Raw genomic sequence first — 14,226 nt, forward strand, 5'->3', positions numbered from 1 at the left:
GGGCATCGTGACGCGCACTGCCGCACGCTTGGCGCGGGGGATACGGGCCCTGGTGGCCCACGGCACCGTGGCCGTGCTGCTCATCGGCTGCACGAGCCAGCCCTCCGCGGCGCCCGCCCGGCCGGGCACGACGGTGTCCGCCGGACCGGTGGACAACGGCTCCGGCAGGCTCTGTTCGACCAAGGACGTCCCCTTCCCCAAGAAGCCGGTCGACGGCGGCACCAAGGTGATCGAGCCGAACCCCTGGAACACCGACGGCACGGTCTGCCTGGACGCCCCGGGGGACACCGGCTTCACGGTGACGGAGCTGCGCGACTTCACGGCCAAGACCCCGCTCGCCCCGGGCGCCTACCCCAACATCTCCACGGCCCCCGGCGCCAGCGGCCTGCCCGTCCCGGTCAGCGCACTGGGCGACGCGACCAGCGACTGGGACGCCACCGCCCGGGCGACCGGCTCGTACAACCTCTCCTACGACCTCTGGTACGGCCCCAGCCCCGACAACTGCGTCCCCGGGGAGAGCGCCGAGGTGATGGTCTGGCTGGACGCCACCGACAGCGTCAAGCCCGCGGGCAAGAAGGTGACGGACGCCCAGACCCTGGGCGACACCACCTACGACGTCTTCCAGGCGCCCATCACCGGCCCGCACAGCGTGATCAGCTACGTGCGGAAGGCGTCGACCCACAGCGCCCACGGCCTGAACCTGCGGCTGTTCACCGCCGACGCCATGATGCGCGGCTACGTCCCGCCGGGGTCGTACCTGTGCCGGGTGCAGGCGGGCTTCGAGATCTGGAGCGGCGGGGTGGGCCTGCGGAGCTGGTCGTTCGCCTTCCACAACCGGGTCGGCCTGCCCGCCGGCGAGGTGCCGGCCGGTGCGCCCGGGATCTGCCTGCGGCACGGCGGCGGCGGCCTCGCGGGCACGCCGGTGACCGTCGGATCCTGCGGCGACCAGGCCGTGTCGACGAGCTGGACGGTGGGCAACGACGGCTCGCTGCGGGGCGGCGCGGCCTGCCTGGCGCCGTCCGGGGACGGCAGCACCGCGGCGCTGGCCCGCTGCACCGGAGGGGCCCAGCAACGCTGGGCGGCCGGGGCCGGCCAGAGCCTGGTCCACCTGGAGTCCGGCCTGTGCCTCGGCACCGTCGGCGGCACCCTCGCGGACGGAACGGCGGTGAACCTCAAGCCGTGCAACGGCGGGGTCTCGCAGCGGTGGAAGCTCCCCTACAACGGCCTGCCGTAACGGACCGCCACAAGGGCGGGCCCGTCAGCCGAAGCACCCTCCATGGGCGTTGGGCGAACCATGCCTTACCATTCCGACACATGAGCGATCGACCGGTACCGACTGGCGAGCCGGAGCAGAACCAGGGGTGGTCCCCGCAGCAGCCGCCGATCGGCGCGTTCGGGCCGCCGCCCCCGGACCCGGCCTCCCCACAGCCGCCGGTCTCAGCGCAGCCCCCGGCCGGCCCGATACCTCCGGGTCAGGTGCCGCCGCCCGGTGCCGTGCCGCCCGGTCAGGTGCCGCCGCCCGGTGCCGTGCCGCCCGGTCAGGTGCCGCCGCCCGCTCCGGTGAACCCGGGGCCGGTGCCGCCTGCCCCGGTGCCGCCGGTGGCCGGTGTGCCGCAGCAGCAGCAGCCGGGCGGTGCGTTCGGCCCGCCGCCGGGTGCGCCCGCCGCGCCCGCCTCGCCTGCCGCGCCGACCGGGCCGACGTCGCCGCTCGCGTCGACCGTGCCGATGACGCCCACGTCGCCGCTCGCGTCCACCGTGCCGATGACGCCCACGCCGCCGCTCGCGTCGACCGTGCCGATGACGCCCACCGCGCCCACCGGCCCCGCCAACCCCGGCGCGCCCGCCCAGCCCTGGCAGCAGGGCGGCTTCCCGGCGCAGGCCTCCAGCACGCCCGACTGGGAGGCGCTGGCGACCCGGAACGAGGAACAGGCCAAGCGCAAGCGCCGGTTCCGGCTGATCGGTGCCGCCGTGGCCGTCGTGGTCATCGGCGCCGCCGGCGCCGGCGTCATGGTGATGCGTCAGGGGGACAAGACCCCGTCCGCCGACGGCACCCCCAGCGCGACGGCCGAGGCGCCCAAGTCCCCCGACGCCACGTCCAGCGGGACCCCTGGCGCGAGCTCGACGGGCGGCGGAACGCCCAGCGGGCCGCCGCGCGCCATCCCGGGCCCGACGACCGTCGGCTCACTGCCGGCGACCAAGGGAACGGCCGCGCTGGGCCTGGGTTCCGACGCGAAGACGGGCTCGGTCGCCGGGTTCGCCGGACAGGTGCTCAAGCTGCCCAGCGGGCAGAACTCCTTCGCCCAGAGCGCCCAGCCGGTCGTCGACACCGGCAAGAGCTTCACCGTGTCCACCCGGGTGTTCGTCGACGTGCCGGCGGGTGTCCGCTGCGCGGTCAGCCAGGGCGACGGCGCCTACTACTCCTACGCGCTCGGGCGCGCGACCAAGGACGGCCGCAACCTCTGGTACTTCAAGGTGCAGCTCCCCGGGGGCGGTTCCGTGGTCGTCTACTCCAAGGGCGACGCGACGGTCAACCAGTGGGCCCTGCTGACCGGCGTCTACGACGCGTCGAGCAAGCAGATCACGCTCTACGTCAACGGCGCGGCGCAGGCCTCGGCCCCGGCGGCCGGCGTGCAGAGCAGCGGCACCAACGCGCTCCAGCTGGGCCGGCTCAGCTCGAACTCGCAGTGGAGCGACCCCTGGCACGGGGCCGTCGCCGACATCCAGGCCTGGGACCAGGTGCTGCCGGAGGCCGACATCGTGAAGATCGTCGCAGGCCCCAGCTCGCCGCCGGCCGTCCCGCCGACGGCCGCCTGGCTCACCGGCGGCTGAGCAGCTCCCGTACGGGCCGGCCGTCCGTCGTAAGACACCCGTCATGGCGCCGGGGCGAAGGACCGCCCCGGCGCCTCATGGCGCACCGAGCCCCGGTACCCGGCGTACCGGGCGCGTCGTCCCGAAGTTGAGGAGCAGTACCTGATGAGCGCGGACGGCCGTTGGATCCGGCCCGAGTCCACCCGGCGGCCCGTACTCGCCTCCGCGGGTGCCGTCCGGCCCGGTGCGGTCGGCGCGGCCGGTCCCGGCTCCGGCCCCGGCCCCGCGTCCGGCCCCGGCGGAGCGGCGGGCCCCGACGGCGGGCCGTCGTCCCCGCGCGGGCGCCGGAGACGGACGGCGGTGCCGGTGGTCAAGGTGCCCCGGCCCGGGCTCCGGACGGACCTGCTGCCGCTGCTCGCCGTCCTCCTGGTCCAGGGCGCGCTCTCCTTCCACCTGCTCCGCAGCAACACCGCCTTCGTGGACGAGGGCACCTACATCTACGCGGGCTACCAGGAGATCGCCAACCTCGCGCACGGCACCCCGGTCGCGACGTACGAGACCTTCTTCTCGGGCTCCCCGCTGATCTACCCGGTGGTCGTGGCGGTGGCCGACATGCTCGGCGGGCTGACCACCGCGCGGCTGCTGAGCATGGCCTTCATGCTCTCCGCGACGGTGGCGGTCCACCTGGCCACCCGGCGGCTGCACGGGTCGCTCGCGGCGTTCTGCGCGGCGGCGGCGTTCGCCGCGCTCGGTCCGACCCAGTTCCTGGGCGGGCTGGCCACCTACGACTCGATGGCGCTGGCGCTGCTCGCCTGGGCCGGCTACCTCGCGGTGCGGCTGACCACCGGCGGCGGCTATCCGAGCATGGTCCTGTCCGCCCTGCTGCTGGCGCTGGCCGGCTGCACCAAGTACGCCGCGCTGCTCTGGGTCCCGGTCGTGTGCGGGGTCGCGGTCTTCGCCGGCTCCGGCGGCGCCCCCGGCGCGTGGGTGCGGTGGAAGCGCGGGCTCCAGCTCCTGGCCGCGTTCGTGGCGGCGATGGCCGTGGCGGCCCTGCTGGCGGGTAAGCGCTACATCGACGGCTTCAACCACACCACCCTGAAGCGCGCCCCCGGCCACGACGCCTACTCGTACGTGGCCGAGGAGGCCGCCAAGTGGGTGGGCCCCCTGCTGCTGGTGGCCCTGGTGGGCGTGGTGGTGCAGCTGGTGGCGGCGCGCAGGCGCGGCGGGAGCGCGTGGTCCGAGGCCTGCCTCGCCGGCGTCCTGCTGGTCGCCGGGATGCTCGCGCCGGCGAACCAGATCCGCATCCACACCTGGCTCTCGCTGCAGAAGCACGTCGACTTCGGTGCCTGGTTCGCCTGCATCGTGGTGGGCGCACTGCTGGCCCGGGTCGTGGTCGCGCTGAAGAAGCGCGTCCACGTCACGGCCGGTGTCGTGGTCGCCGCCCTGGTGGTCGGCCCGCTCGGCTGGGCGGGAGCGGCCCAGGGCCGGGAGATGTTCGGCGAGTGGTCGAACACGGAGTCCTTCGTGGCCGCCCTCAAGCCGTACATCGCCAAGGGCGACGACAGGTACCTGGTCGAGAACTACAACGTGCCCGCCTACTACCTGCGCGAGCAGAGCAACTGGCAGCAGTGGCACGACCTGGTGGCGGTCTACCGCCGGGACCCCGCCACCGGCAAGCAGCAGGTCGGGGTGCCCGCCATCCAGGCCGGCATCGAGGCGCACGAGTGGAAGGTGGTGGTGCTGGACTTCACCCAGACCGGCGCCACCGACAAGGCGATCCAGCCGACGCTCAAGAGCGCGGGGTACCGGGTGGTCACCGTGGTCAAGAGCGGGGAGCACGGCCGGTACACCATCTACGTGGCGCCCGGCTACGACAAGAAGTGACCCCGGCCCCGCCGGTGGTCCGTCACCGTCGGGGCTTCGTGGGGGCCTTCGTCCGGGGCGGCGCCGCTCAGAAGGCCATCGTGTAGACCAGCAGCGGGACGCCGGGGCGCACCTCCCAGTCGCGCTCCGGCGTCCGCCGGAAGCCCAGTCGCTCGTAGAGCCGGTGCGCGGAGGTCATCGACGGCCGGGTGGAGAACGCCATCCCCTCCAGGCCCAGCTCCCGGCTGCGCGCGATGCAGGCCCGGACCAGCGCCTCGCCGACCCCCCGGCCCCGGGCCGCGCCGCCGACCGCGAGCATCCGGATCTCGCCCTCGTGCGGCCGCGCGATGTCGGCGAAGGCCGTCCCGCCGACCGCGAAGGTCACGCAGCCGAGCAGCAGTCCGCCGGCCGGGTCGACCGCGACGAGGAGTTCGGCCTGCTCGAAGCGGGGGCGGGCGTCGACGAGCTGCGCGGCGTAGGGACCGTCGGCGGGGCTGTGACCGTCGCCGACGAAGGCCTCGTGGGTGACGGCTCCGACTGCTTCGAGATCGGCCTCGACGGCCCGGCGGATGACGATGTCCATGCGGCAAGTGTGGCGGAGCGCCCGGAAGCGGACGGCACCGGGGCAGCGGCGGCGGCGTGCGGTGCGGCGACGCGCGGCGCGGTGGCCGGGTCCGCGGACGGGCGGAGCGAGGCGGCGGGCATCGTGCCGTAGAGCCGGTCGGGCAGGGCCGGGTCGACCGGGTGGCCGCCGGGCCGGTGCCAGTTGTCGCGGCCGTTGGCGGCGCCCCGGGCGACGTCCCGCCCGATCAGGGTGCCGAGCAGTCCGAAGCCGCCGACGATGCCGGCGAAGGCGAGCGCGCTCGCGAGAGTGTCGGAGTCCATGGCTCCACTCTCCCGGCGCCGCCGGACGGCCACGAGTGGCAGGAACGCCCGATCACATCGAAATACTGCCACCGCGACCCTTCCCCCCGGCCCGCTCGCGGGGGCATGCTGGGCGGCATGCTCAAGAACGTGGTCGCGGTGGTGCTGGAGGAGGTCCACCCCTTCGAACTCGGGGTGGCCAGCGAGGTGTTCGGCCTGGACCGGACCGCCGACGGCCTGCCCGGCTACGACTTCGCCCTCGCCGGGGCCCGCCCGGGCCTGCACCGCACGCACGCCGGTTTCTCCGTCGACGTCCCGTACGGCCCGGAGCGCCTCGCCGAGGCCGACCTGGTGGTGGTCACGGCGGTCGGGGCGCTCCAGGAGTTCCCGGCGCCGCTGGTGGACGCCGTCCGCGCGGCCGTGGACCGCGGCGCCCGGGCGCTCTCCATCTGCAGCGGCGCCTTCGTCCTCGGCGCCGCCGGGCTGCTGGACGGCCGACGCTCCACCACGCACTGGCGCCACACCGCCGAGCTGGCCGCGCGCTTCCCCCGGACCACCGTCGAGCCCGACGTGCTCTACGTGGACGACGACCCGGTGATCACCTCGGCCGGCACGGCCGCCGGCATCGACGCCTGCCTGCACCTGGTACGCAGGCTGCAGGGCGCGGAGGTGGCCCGGGGGATCGCCCGCCGGATGGTGGTGGCCCCGCACCGGGAGGGCGGGCAGGCGCAGTTCGTCGCCCGCCCGCTGCCGGAGGGGACCGGCGAGTCGCTCGCCCCGCTGCTGGACTGGATGCGTCACCACCTGGACGAGGAGTCCACCGTCGAGCAGTTGGCGGCCCGGGCCCACATGTCGCCGCGCACCTTCGCCCGCCGGTTCCAGCAGGAGACGGGTACGACGCCGCACCGCTGGCTGATCGGGCAGCGGCTGCTGCTCGCCCAGCGGCTGCTGGAGTCGACCGCCGAGCCGGTGGACGCGATCGCCGCCCGCTGCGGCTTCGGCAACGCGGCGACGTTGCGCCACCACTTCGGCCGCCGGCTGGGGACGACCCCGTTGGCCTACCGCCGCTGCTTCGCCGAGCCGATGGCGGGCTGACGGGCCGACGGGCTGACGGGCCGACAGACCGGCGCACGGGCGGGCCGGCCGCCCAGCCGTCGGTCGCCCAGCCGCCGGCCCGGCCCGGTGCGGTCAGCCGACAGCCAGGTGCCCGGTCTCGTTCCAGTGCGCCGGCCGCAGCCGTCCGCCCTCGGCGCGCCAGAGGCTGGTGGAGCAGTTGCGCACCGGCTCCAGCGCGGTCAGCTGCTCCTCGGTGAGCCGGTCCAGCGCGTAGCGGAGCATCAGTACCGTGCAGTCGTGCGCGACCACCAGGACGGGCCGGCCGGCCTCCTCGGCGCAGAGGTCGCGGAGCAGGCTGCGCACCCGCAGCGCCACGTCCGCCCAGGACTCGCCGCCGGGCGGGCGGTAGTACAGCTCGCCCATCTTGCGGCGTCTGGCGGCCTCCTCCGGGTGCTTGGCCTCGATCGCGGCCCGGGGCAGCATCTCCAGGACGCCCAGCTCGCGGTCGCGCAGCCGCTCGTCGTGGCGGACGGCCAGCGAGACCGGTACGGCGCCGAGCCCGGCCGCCTGGGCGAGGGCGATCCGCGCCGTCTCGGCGGTGCGCACGTACGGCGAGCACCAGACGCTGCGCGGCCGGTCGGCGCTGGGCAGGCCGGCCCACCAGCGGCCGAGGGCCTGGGCCTGCTGCCGGCCGTGCAGCGAGAGCGGGATGTCGGCGTCCCGGCAGCTGATCGGGACGCTCAGCGCGCCGGACGCCTCGGCCAGCTGGAACTCCACGTTGGCGGTGGACTCGCCGTGCCGGGTGGCGATCAGCACGGACGGCAGCCGGACGGCCGGCGCCGCGTCGGCGGGCGGTGCGGCGGGCGGTGTGCCGGGCGCGTGGGCGTGCTGGTGGGCGTGCTGGTGCTGGCCGTTGAGTGTGGTGCCGAGTTCTGCCATCGACGCTGCTCCCCGTGGGTCGATCCGTGGGTTCGGTCGGTGCCGGCCGGCTGCCGGCCCGGTCCGGTGGTTCCCTGCACGTGCGGCCGTTCATACATATGATCGCGCCGCCTCCTCCAGTGTTCACGGAGGAGACGGCGCGGTCACAGGGCGCGCGCAGGGGGAATCAGTGCGCCGCCACGGGCTCCGGCGCGTTCTTCAGCTCTTCGTCGCCGGTTTCGGCGCTGTAGTCGCCGGGCCGGGTCTCGTCCGGGCTCTCCGGGGCCTTGAAGGCCTTCAGCGCCAGCGTGAGGACCACCGAGACCGCCAGGTTGAGCACGAAGGCGGTCAGGCCGATGTATCCCAGCTCGCCGATGCCGGGGATCTCGGCCGCGTTGCCGCCGAAGTGCTTGGTGGCGGGGCTGGCGATGTCGTACGCCTCCCAGGTGCCGTAGATCATGCCGACCGCCCAGCCGGCGAACAGCGCCCAGTGGTGGAACCAGCGGGTGAACAGGCCGCCGACGATGGAGACGAAGGTCTGCAGGATCCAGAGGCCGCCCAGCAGCTGGAGGTTGATCGCGGCCTGCTTGTCCATGGTCATCACGAAGGCCAGCGCGCCGACCTTCACCAGCAGCGAGGCGAGCTTGGCGACCCTGGTCTCGTCGGCCGGGGTGGCCGACGGCTTCAGGAACTCCTTGTAGACGTTGCGGGTGAACAGGTTGGCCGCGGCGATCGACATGATGGCGGCCGGCACCAGCGCGCCGATCCCGATCGCCGCGAAGGCCACCCCGGTGAACCAGTCCGGGAACATGTTCTCGAACAGCTGCGGGACGGACAGCTGGGCGTTGAACTTCTTGTCGCCCTTGCCGATGCCGGCCGCGATCGCCATGAAGCCGAGCAGCGCCAGCAGGCCCAGCATCAGCGAGTACGCGGGCATGATCGCCATGTTGCGGCGCACCGTGTTGCGGGACTTCGAGGCCAGCACGCCGGTCACCGAGTGCGGGTACATGAAGAGCGCCATCGCCGAGCCGAGCGCCAGCGTGGCGTACGTCCACTGCTTGTTCTCCGGCACGGTCAGCGAGCCCGCCGCCTTGGGCGCGCTGAACTTCTGGCCGACCGCGTCGAAGATGTGGCCGTAGCCGCCGAGCCGCATCGGGATGTAGATCACCGCGACGATGATCACGATGTAGATGAGCGTGTCCTTGACGAACGCGATCAACGCCGGGGCCCGCAGGCCGGACGAGTAGGTGTACGCGGCCAGCACGCCGAAGGCGATGAACAGCGGCAGGTCCTTGACGAACCAGTTGGCGTTCTCGCCGCCGCCGACGCCCAGCACGTCCAGCACCGCCTGGATGCCGACCAGCTGGAGCGCGATGTACGGCATGGTGGCGAGGATGCCGGTGAGCGCGACCACCAGCGCGAGCGGCTTGGAGCCGTACCGCCCGCGCACGAAGTCGGCCGGGGTGACGTAGCCGTGCACCCGGGAGACCGACCAGAGCCGGGGCAGGAAGAGGAAGACCAGCGGGTAGGCGATGATCGTGTACGGCACCGCGAAGAACCCGGCCGCGCCGGTCGCGTACACGGCGGCCGGGACGGCCACGAAGGTGTACGCGGTGTAGAGGTCGCCGCCGAGCAGGAACCAGGTGATCCAGGTCCCGAAGCTGCGGCCGCCGAGGCCCCACTCGTCCAGGTGCTGGGCGTCGTCGGCCCGGCGCCAGCGCGAGGCGAGGAAGCCCATCACGGTGACCAGGACGAAGAAGAGCACGAACACCGTCAGGGCCGGGACGTTGACACCGCTCATCGCGCGCCCCCGGTCGTCCGGACGGCCTTGCGGGCCTTCTCGTCCCGGGTGATCAGCAGGTAGGCGGCCACCGTGAAGACGGCCGACACCGGCACCCAGAGCAGCTGGTACCAGTAGAAGAACGGCACCCCGCCGACCTCGGGGTCGGTCTTGTCGTAGGAGGACACCCAGAGCATCGCGACGATCGGCACGAGGAGGGCGAGCCCGGCCAGCACCCGTTCCGGTGTCACGGCGGGAACGGACGCGGGGTCCGGTGGCTCGGGCATGACAGATTCGTTGGGTTCGAGGTCTGACGACATTTATCGGCTCCGCTCGGAGGGCTCACCCCCTGGGGCCGCAACCCAGAGGAGCCGCACAACCCCCGTGAGCCCGCCGAGCAGCACCGGTGGTGATCAGCAGTCAGTACGGTCGCGAAATCTAGAGCATGAAGTGATCTGTGTCACCGGAATTGACAGAACTTCCCGCTATCCGGACGCCCGCACCCGGGCCGGACGCGAACGGGCACCGGCGTACGCGCCCGCGTACGCCGGTGCCCGTGGAGCACTCGGGGGAGTGGCCGCCCTACTCGGGGCGCTTGAGGCGGGTGATGAACTTGTAGCGGTCGCCGCGGTAGATGGAGCGGACCCACTCGACCGGGGCGCCGTCGGCGTCGAAGGAGTGCCGGGCGAGCTGGAGCATCGGCAGCCCGAGGTCGGAGCCGAGCAGGCCGGCCTCGCGCGGGGTGGCGAGGGTGGTCTCGATGGTCTCCTCGGCCTCGGCGACGGTGACGCCGTAGACCTCGCGCAGGGCGGTGTACAGGGAGTTGTGCTTGGCCAGGTTGCGGCGCAGGGCGGGGAAGCGCTTGGCGGAGAGGTGGGCGACCTCGATGGCCATCGGGTCGCCGTTGGCCAGCCGGAGGCGCTCGATCCGCAGCACGCGGCCGCCGGGCTTGATGTCCAGCAGCGGGGCGAGCCGGTCGTCGGCGGTGATGTAGCCGATCTCGATCAGCCGGGAGGTCGGCTCCAGGCCCTGGGCGCGCATGTCCTCGGTGTAGGAGGTCAGCTGGAGGGCCTGGGCGACCTTGGGCTTGGCGACGAAGGTGCCTTTGCCCTGGATGCGCTCCAGCCGGCCCTCGACCACCAGCTCCTGGAGGGCCTGGCGGACGGTGGTGCGCGAGGTGTCGAACTGGGCGGCGAGCGCCCTCTCGGGCGGGACGGGGGTGCCGGCGGGCTGGGTCTCCGTGAGCTGGAGGAGGTGGCGCTTGAGGCCGTAGTACTTCGGCACCCGCGCGGTCGGGTCTGCGCCGGCCTGCGTCGGGAGGTTCTTCACCTGGGGGTCGTTGACCTGGGCCGTGCTGCCCCCGTCGCTGCTCATCGGACCTGTCTCCCGCTTCTCGCGCGGCCCTTGAGGGTCGCGCCACTTCGTTAACAGCTCACATCGTTGCATGTATGGCTACGGAACGAATACCTCATCACGCGATGAACGATGTGCGGTGTCGGCTTGATAACGGGTGGTCCAGATCGCTTGAACAGCCGTTGACAGGCCCATTGGTCTAGGCCAAGCTCCAGGCATCTGGTCTACACCACTAGGCCGGTCACTATGAATCCCCCCACCCGTTCGCTGGGGTCCGCGGCGCCTTTCCTCCCGCTTTACGTGGGTCTGCCGCTGCCACCCGACGGGGGTAACCCAGGCATCCCTCAGGAGGATGGCGTGAAGCGTCAGCTCATCGCGGCGGTCGGCGTCGCAGCAATGGTCGTCGGCCTGGCGGCCTGTGGCTCGGACGGCAAGAAGGACAACGACGCCAGCGGCTCGACCTCTGCTGCAGCCAAGGACTACAACGGCAAGACCCTGACCGTCTGGCTGATGGACGGCTCCGCCCCCAAGGGCTGGGAGGACAGCGTCAAGGCCGACTTCGCCACCGCGTACCCGGGTGCCAAGCTCGACATCCAGACCCAGAAGTGGAACGGCATCGGCCAGAAGGTCACCGCCGCCCTGTCCGAGGGTTCGGTCGACGTCCTGGAGATCGGCAACACCCAGACCTCGGGTTACGCGGCCACCGGTGGCCTGCTGGACATCACCAAGGACAAGAACGACCTCGGCGGCGCCGACTGGGCCGCCAACCTGAACGAGTCCTCGATCTTCGAGGGCAAGCAGTACGCCGCCCCGTGGTACTTCACCAACCGCGTGGTCACGTACAACAAGGACATCTGGACCAAGGCCGGCATCACCACCCCGCCGAAGACGCTGGACGAGTTCTACGCCGACCTGGACAAGGTCAAGGCCGTCGCGGGCGTCAAGGACGCGCTCTACATGCCCGGCCAGGAGTGGTACGCCTACTTCGGCCTGCTGACCAGCGAGGGCGGCAAGCTCGCCAAGAAGGACGGCGACAAGTGGGCGGGCGGCCTGTCCTCCCCCGAGGCGCAGAAGGCCTTCGAGACCTACAAGAAGCTGCAGAGCTACTCGGCCACCGCCCCGAAGGACAAGGACGAGGCCACCCCGCAGCAGAAGGACGTCTTCGCCAAGGGTGACATCGGCACCATCATCGGCCTCGGCTGGGAGCTCCCGAAGCCCGAGGAGCTGGCCGCAGAGAAGATCGGCTTCTTCCCGCTCCCCGGCAAGACCGCCGACAAGCCGAGCGGCGTCTTCCTGGGCGGCTCGAACCTGGCCATCGCCCAGCAGAGCAAGAACCCGGAGCTCGCCAAGGGCTTCCTGAAGATCGCCATGAACGAGAAGAACGAGGGCCTGGTCGCCTCGTCCGGCTCGATCCCGAACAAGACCGCGCTGAACAGCAAGGTCACCGGCGACTTCGCCAAGGCCGCCCTGCCGGCCTCCGCCAACGGTGCGGTCACCCCGAACGTCCCGACCTGGACCAACGTCGAGAACGAGCCCAACCCGATCAAGGACTTCCTGACCTCCGCCCTGACCGGCGACTACGCCGCGGCGGCCAAGAAGGCCGACGACGAGATCGCGAAGCGTCTCAACCAGAAGCAGTAGGCAGTTGAGCGGCGTCGCTCACCGACTCCCGGCGGGGAGCCGGTGAGCGGCGCCTGTCCGTCGTGGTCGGTTGTCAGGAAGAGAGAACGATGGCTGTGCATTCGGAGCGGGTGCAGACACAGTCCCGGGAATCAGGGAAGGCCGCCGTGGCCATTACCGAGGAGATCACCGGCGTCGGCGCCGGCGCCCCGAAGAAGAGCGGCAGACGCGCGGACGGCCCCGGCCTGGCGGCCAGGTCCACGCCGTACCTGCTACTGCTGCCGGCCATCGCCGCGACACTCGTGCTGCTGGGCTGGCCGCTGCTGAAGACGGTTGTGGTCTCGTTCCAGAACCTCAACAAGCGGCAGTTCATCCAGCACCTGACCGAGTGGAACGGGTTCGAGAACTACACCGACCAGCTCGGCAACTCCGAGTTCTGGACGATCACCCTGCGCACGGTGGTCTTCACCGTGGTCAACGTCGTCCTGATCATGGTGATCGGCTCGCTGATCGGCCTGCTGCTCGAACGCCTGGGCAAGCGGATGCGGCTGATGCTGTCGATCTCGCTGATCCTGGCCTGGGCCATGCCGGTGGTCGCCGCGACCACCGTCTACCAGTGGCTCTTCGACCAGAACTTCGGCGTCGTCAACTGGTTCCTCGACCAGCTGGGCTGGCACTCGATGGCCCACTTCAACTGGACCAGCGGCCAGTACTCGACCTTCTTCGTGATCATCCTGCTGATCGTCTGGCAGTCGGTCCCGTTCGTGGCGTTCAACATGTACGCGGGCCTGACCACGATCCCGAAGGAGCTCTACGAGGCGGCCCGGATGGACGGCGCCGGCTCCACCAAGATCTTCGGCGCGGTGATCTTCCCGATCATGAAGCCGTTCTTCCTGGCCACGACCTTCCTCGAGGTCATCTGGGTCTTCAAGGCCTTCACCCAGGTCTACCTGATCAACAAGGGCGGCCCGGACGGCCTCACCCGCACCCTGCCGGTCCACGCCTTCCTGGAGGGCATCGGCGCCCAGCGCTTCGGCGCCGGCTCCGCGATCGCGGTACTCACCATCCTGATGCTGGGGGCGCTGATGGCGTACTACTTCCGCATCATTCTGAAGCAGGAGGACGAGCTGTGAGGCGCTCGCTCATCGGACGCACCTGGCCGAACGCGATCGCGGTCGTCCTCTTCGTCTTCTTCCTGTTCCCCGTCTACTGGATGTTCGCGACCGCCTTCAAGCAGGACAAGGACATCATCAGCCGGACGCCGGTCTTCCTGCCGCTGGACGGCACCCTGGAGCACTTCGACCGGGCCGTGCACGTCCCGCACTTCTGGACGTACGTCACCAACAGCCTCATCGTCACCGTCGGCGCGGTGCTGATCTCCCTGGCGATCGCCACCCTGGCCTCCTTCGCGATCGCGCGGATGCGCTTCCGCGGCCGCAAGGGCTTCGTCCTGGTGGTCATGGCCGCCCAGATGGCGCCCTGGGAGGTGATGGTCATCGCGGCCTACCTCATCGTGCGCGACAACGACATGCTGAACAGCCTGGTCCCGCTGACCGCGCTGTACATGATGATGGTCCTGCCCTTCACCATCTGGACGCTGCGCGGCTTCATCGCCGCGGTGCCGAAGGAGCTGGAGGAGTCGGCGATGGTCGACGGCTGCACCCGGGCCCAGGCCTTCATGAAGGTGATCTTCCCGCTGCTCGCCCCCGGCCTGATGTCGACCTCCCTGTTCGGCTTCATCACCGCGTGGAACGAGTTCCCGCTGGTGAACATGCTGAGCAAGAAGGACTCGGCGCAGACCCTCCCCCTCTGGCTCTCCTCCTTCCAGACCAACTTCGGCACCGACTGGGGCGCCACCATGGCGGCGTCGTCGCTCTTCGCGATCCCGATCCTGGTCCTGTTCGTGTTCCTCCAGCGCAAGGCCGTCGGCGGCTTGACCGACGGTGCAGTGAAGGGCTGATCCC

General features: G+C 71.7%; 13 protein-coding genes. 7 read left to right on the forward strand and 6 right to left on the reverse strand.

Going from position 1 to position 14,226, the window contains the following annotated elements; all coding sequences use genetic code 11:
- Window positions 1-52: 52 nt before the first annotated feature.
- On the forward strand, window positions 53-1,234 hold the full coding sequence (locus tag J5Y04_RS08335; RefSeq protein ID WP_209411209.1) for a ricin-type beta-trefoil lectin domain protein: 1,182 nt from the start codon (window positions 53-55) through the stop codon (window positions 1,232-1,234).
- Between the two features lie 304 nt (window positions 1,235-1,538).
- Here J5Y04_RS08335 and J5Y04_RS08340 read toward each other — a convergent pair whose 3' ends face one another.
- The gene (locus J5Y04_RS08340) at window positions 1,539-1,808 is read right to left on the reverse strand and encodes a hypothetical protein (RefSeq protein ID WP_209411210.1); all 270 of its coding nucleotides are present in this window, start codon (window positions 1,806-1,808) and stop codon (window positions 1,539-1,541) included.
- On the opposite strand from J5Y04_RS08340, the gene J5Y04_RS08345 reads away from it, so the two are divergent.
- Window positions 1,798-2,829 (forward strand): LamG domain-containing protein, encoded by a 1,032-nt coding sequence (locus J5Y04_RS08345; RefSeq protein ID WP_209411211.1) that lies wholly within the window; start codon window positions 1,798-1,800, stop codon window positions 2,827-2,829. The two genes, J5Y04_RS08340 and J5Y04_RS08345, sit on opposite strands and share 11 nt — an antisense overlap.
- Before the next feature lie 144 nt (window positions 2,830-2,973).
- Complete coding sequence (locus J5Y04_RS08350) at window positions 2,974-4,692, forward strand: hypothetical protein (RefSeq protein WP_209411212.1); 1,719 nt, start codon at window positions 2,974-2,976, stop codon at window positions 4,690-4,692.
- Between the two features lie 67 nt (window positions 4,693-4,759).
- Here the strand turns inward: J5Y04_RS08350 and J5Y04_RS08355 are convergent, their stop codons facing one another.
- Complete coding sequence (locus J5Y04_RS08355) at window positions 4,760-5,254, reverse strand: GNAT family N-acetyltransferase (RefSeq protein ID WP_209411213.1); 495 nt, start codon at window positions 5,252-5,254, stop codon at window positions 4,760-4,762.
- Between the two features lie 419 nt (window positions 5,255-5,673).
- Here J5Y04_RS08355 and J5Y04_RS08360 point away from each other — a divergent pair, with 419 nt between their 5' ends.
- The gene (locus J5Y04_RS08360) at window positions 5,674-6,630 is read left to right on the forward strand and encodes a helix-turn-helix domain-containing protein (RefSeq protein WP_148642978.1); all 957 of its coding nucleotides are present in this window, start codon (window positions 5,674-5,676) and stop codon (window positions 6,628-6,630) included.
- Between the two features lie 93 nt (window positions 6,631-6,723).
- On the opposite strand, the gene J5Y04_RS08365 is transcribed toward J5Y04_RS08360, so the two are convergent.
- From J5Y04_RS08365 to J5Y04_RS08380, 4 genes are all read right to left on the reverse strand, one after another.
- Window positions 6,724-7,530 carry a histidine phosphatase family protein gene (locus J5Y04_RS08365; protein WP_209411214.1) on the reverse strand — a complete coding sequence of 269 codons (807 nt, stop codon included), beginning with the start codon at window positions 7,528-7,530 and terminating at the stop codon, window positions 6,724-6,726.
- Between the two features lie 166 nt (window positions 7,531-7,696).
- A complete protein-coding gene (gene mctP / locus J5Y04_RS08370) occupies window positions 7,697-9,310 on the reverse strand; it encodes a monocarboxylate uptake permease MctP (protein ID WP_209411215.1) in 1,614 nt (537 codons plus the stop codon).
- Entirely contained in the window at window positions 9,307-9,576 is a 270-nt protein-coding gene (locus tag J5Y04_RS08375) for a DUF3311 domain-containing protein (protein WP_209411216.1), read from the reverse strand. Before J5Y04_RS08375 ends, mctP begins: the two co-directional genes overlap by 4 nt.
- A gap of 295 nt (window positions 9,577-9,871) precedes the next feature.
- Window positions 9,872-10,663: a GntR family transcriptional regulator gene (locus J5Y04_RS08380; RefSeq protein ID WP_241002571.1), complete on the reverse strand. Its 792-nt coding sequence runs from the start codon at window positions 10,661-10,663 to the stop codon at window positions 9,872-9,874.
- 336 nt (window positions 10,664-10,999) lie between these two features.
- Here J5Y04_RS08380 and J5Y04_RS08385 point away from each other — a divergent pair, with 336 nt between their 5' ends.
- From J5Y04_RS08385 to J5Y04_RS08395, 3 genes are all read left to right on the forward strand, one after another.
- Entirely contained in the window at window positions 11,000-12,283 is a 1,284-nt protein-coding gene (locus J5Y04_RS08385; RefSeq protein WP_209411217.1) for an extracellular solute-binding protein, read from the forward strand.
- A gap of 89 nt (window positions 12,284-12,372) precedes the next feature.
- Window positions 12,373-13,395 (forward strand): carbohydrate ABC transporter permease, encoded by a 1,023-nt coding sequence (locus J5Y04_RS08390; protein ID WP_209411218.1) that lies wholly within the window; start codon window positions 12,373-12,375, stop codon window positions 13,393-13,395.
- Window positions 13,392-14,222, forward strand: a complete 831-nt coding sequence (locus tag J5Y04_RS08395; RefSeq protein WP_209411219.1) for a carbohydrate ABC transporter permease — start codon at window positions 13,392-13,394, stop codon at window positions 14,220-14,222. The genes J5Y04_RS08390 and J5Y04_RS08395 overlap by 4 nt, the downstream gene beginning before the upstream one ends.
- Window positions 14,223-14,226: the final 4 nt, after the last annotated feature.

Source organism: Kitasatospora sp. RG8, assembly GCF_017813315.1.
GTDB lineage: Bacteria > Actinomycetota > Actinomycetes > Streptomycetales > Streptomycetaceae > Kitasatospora.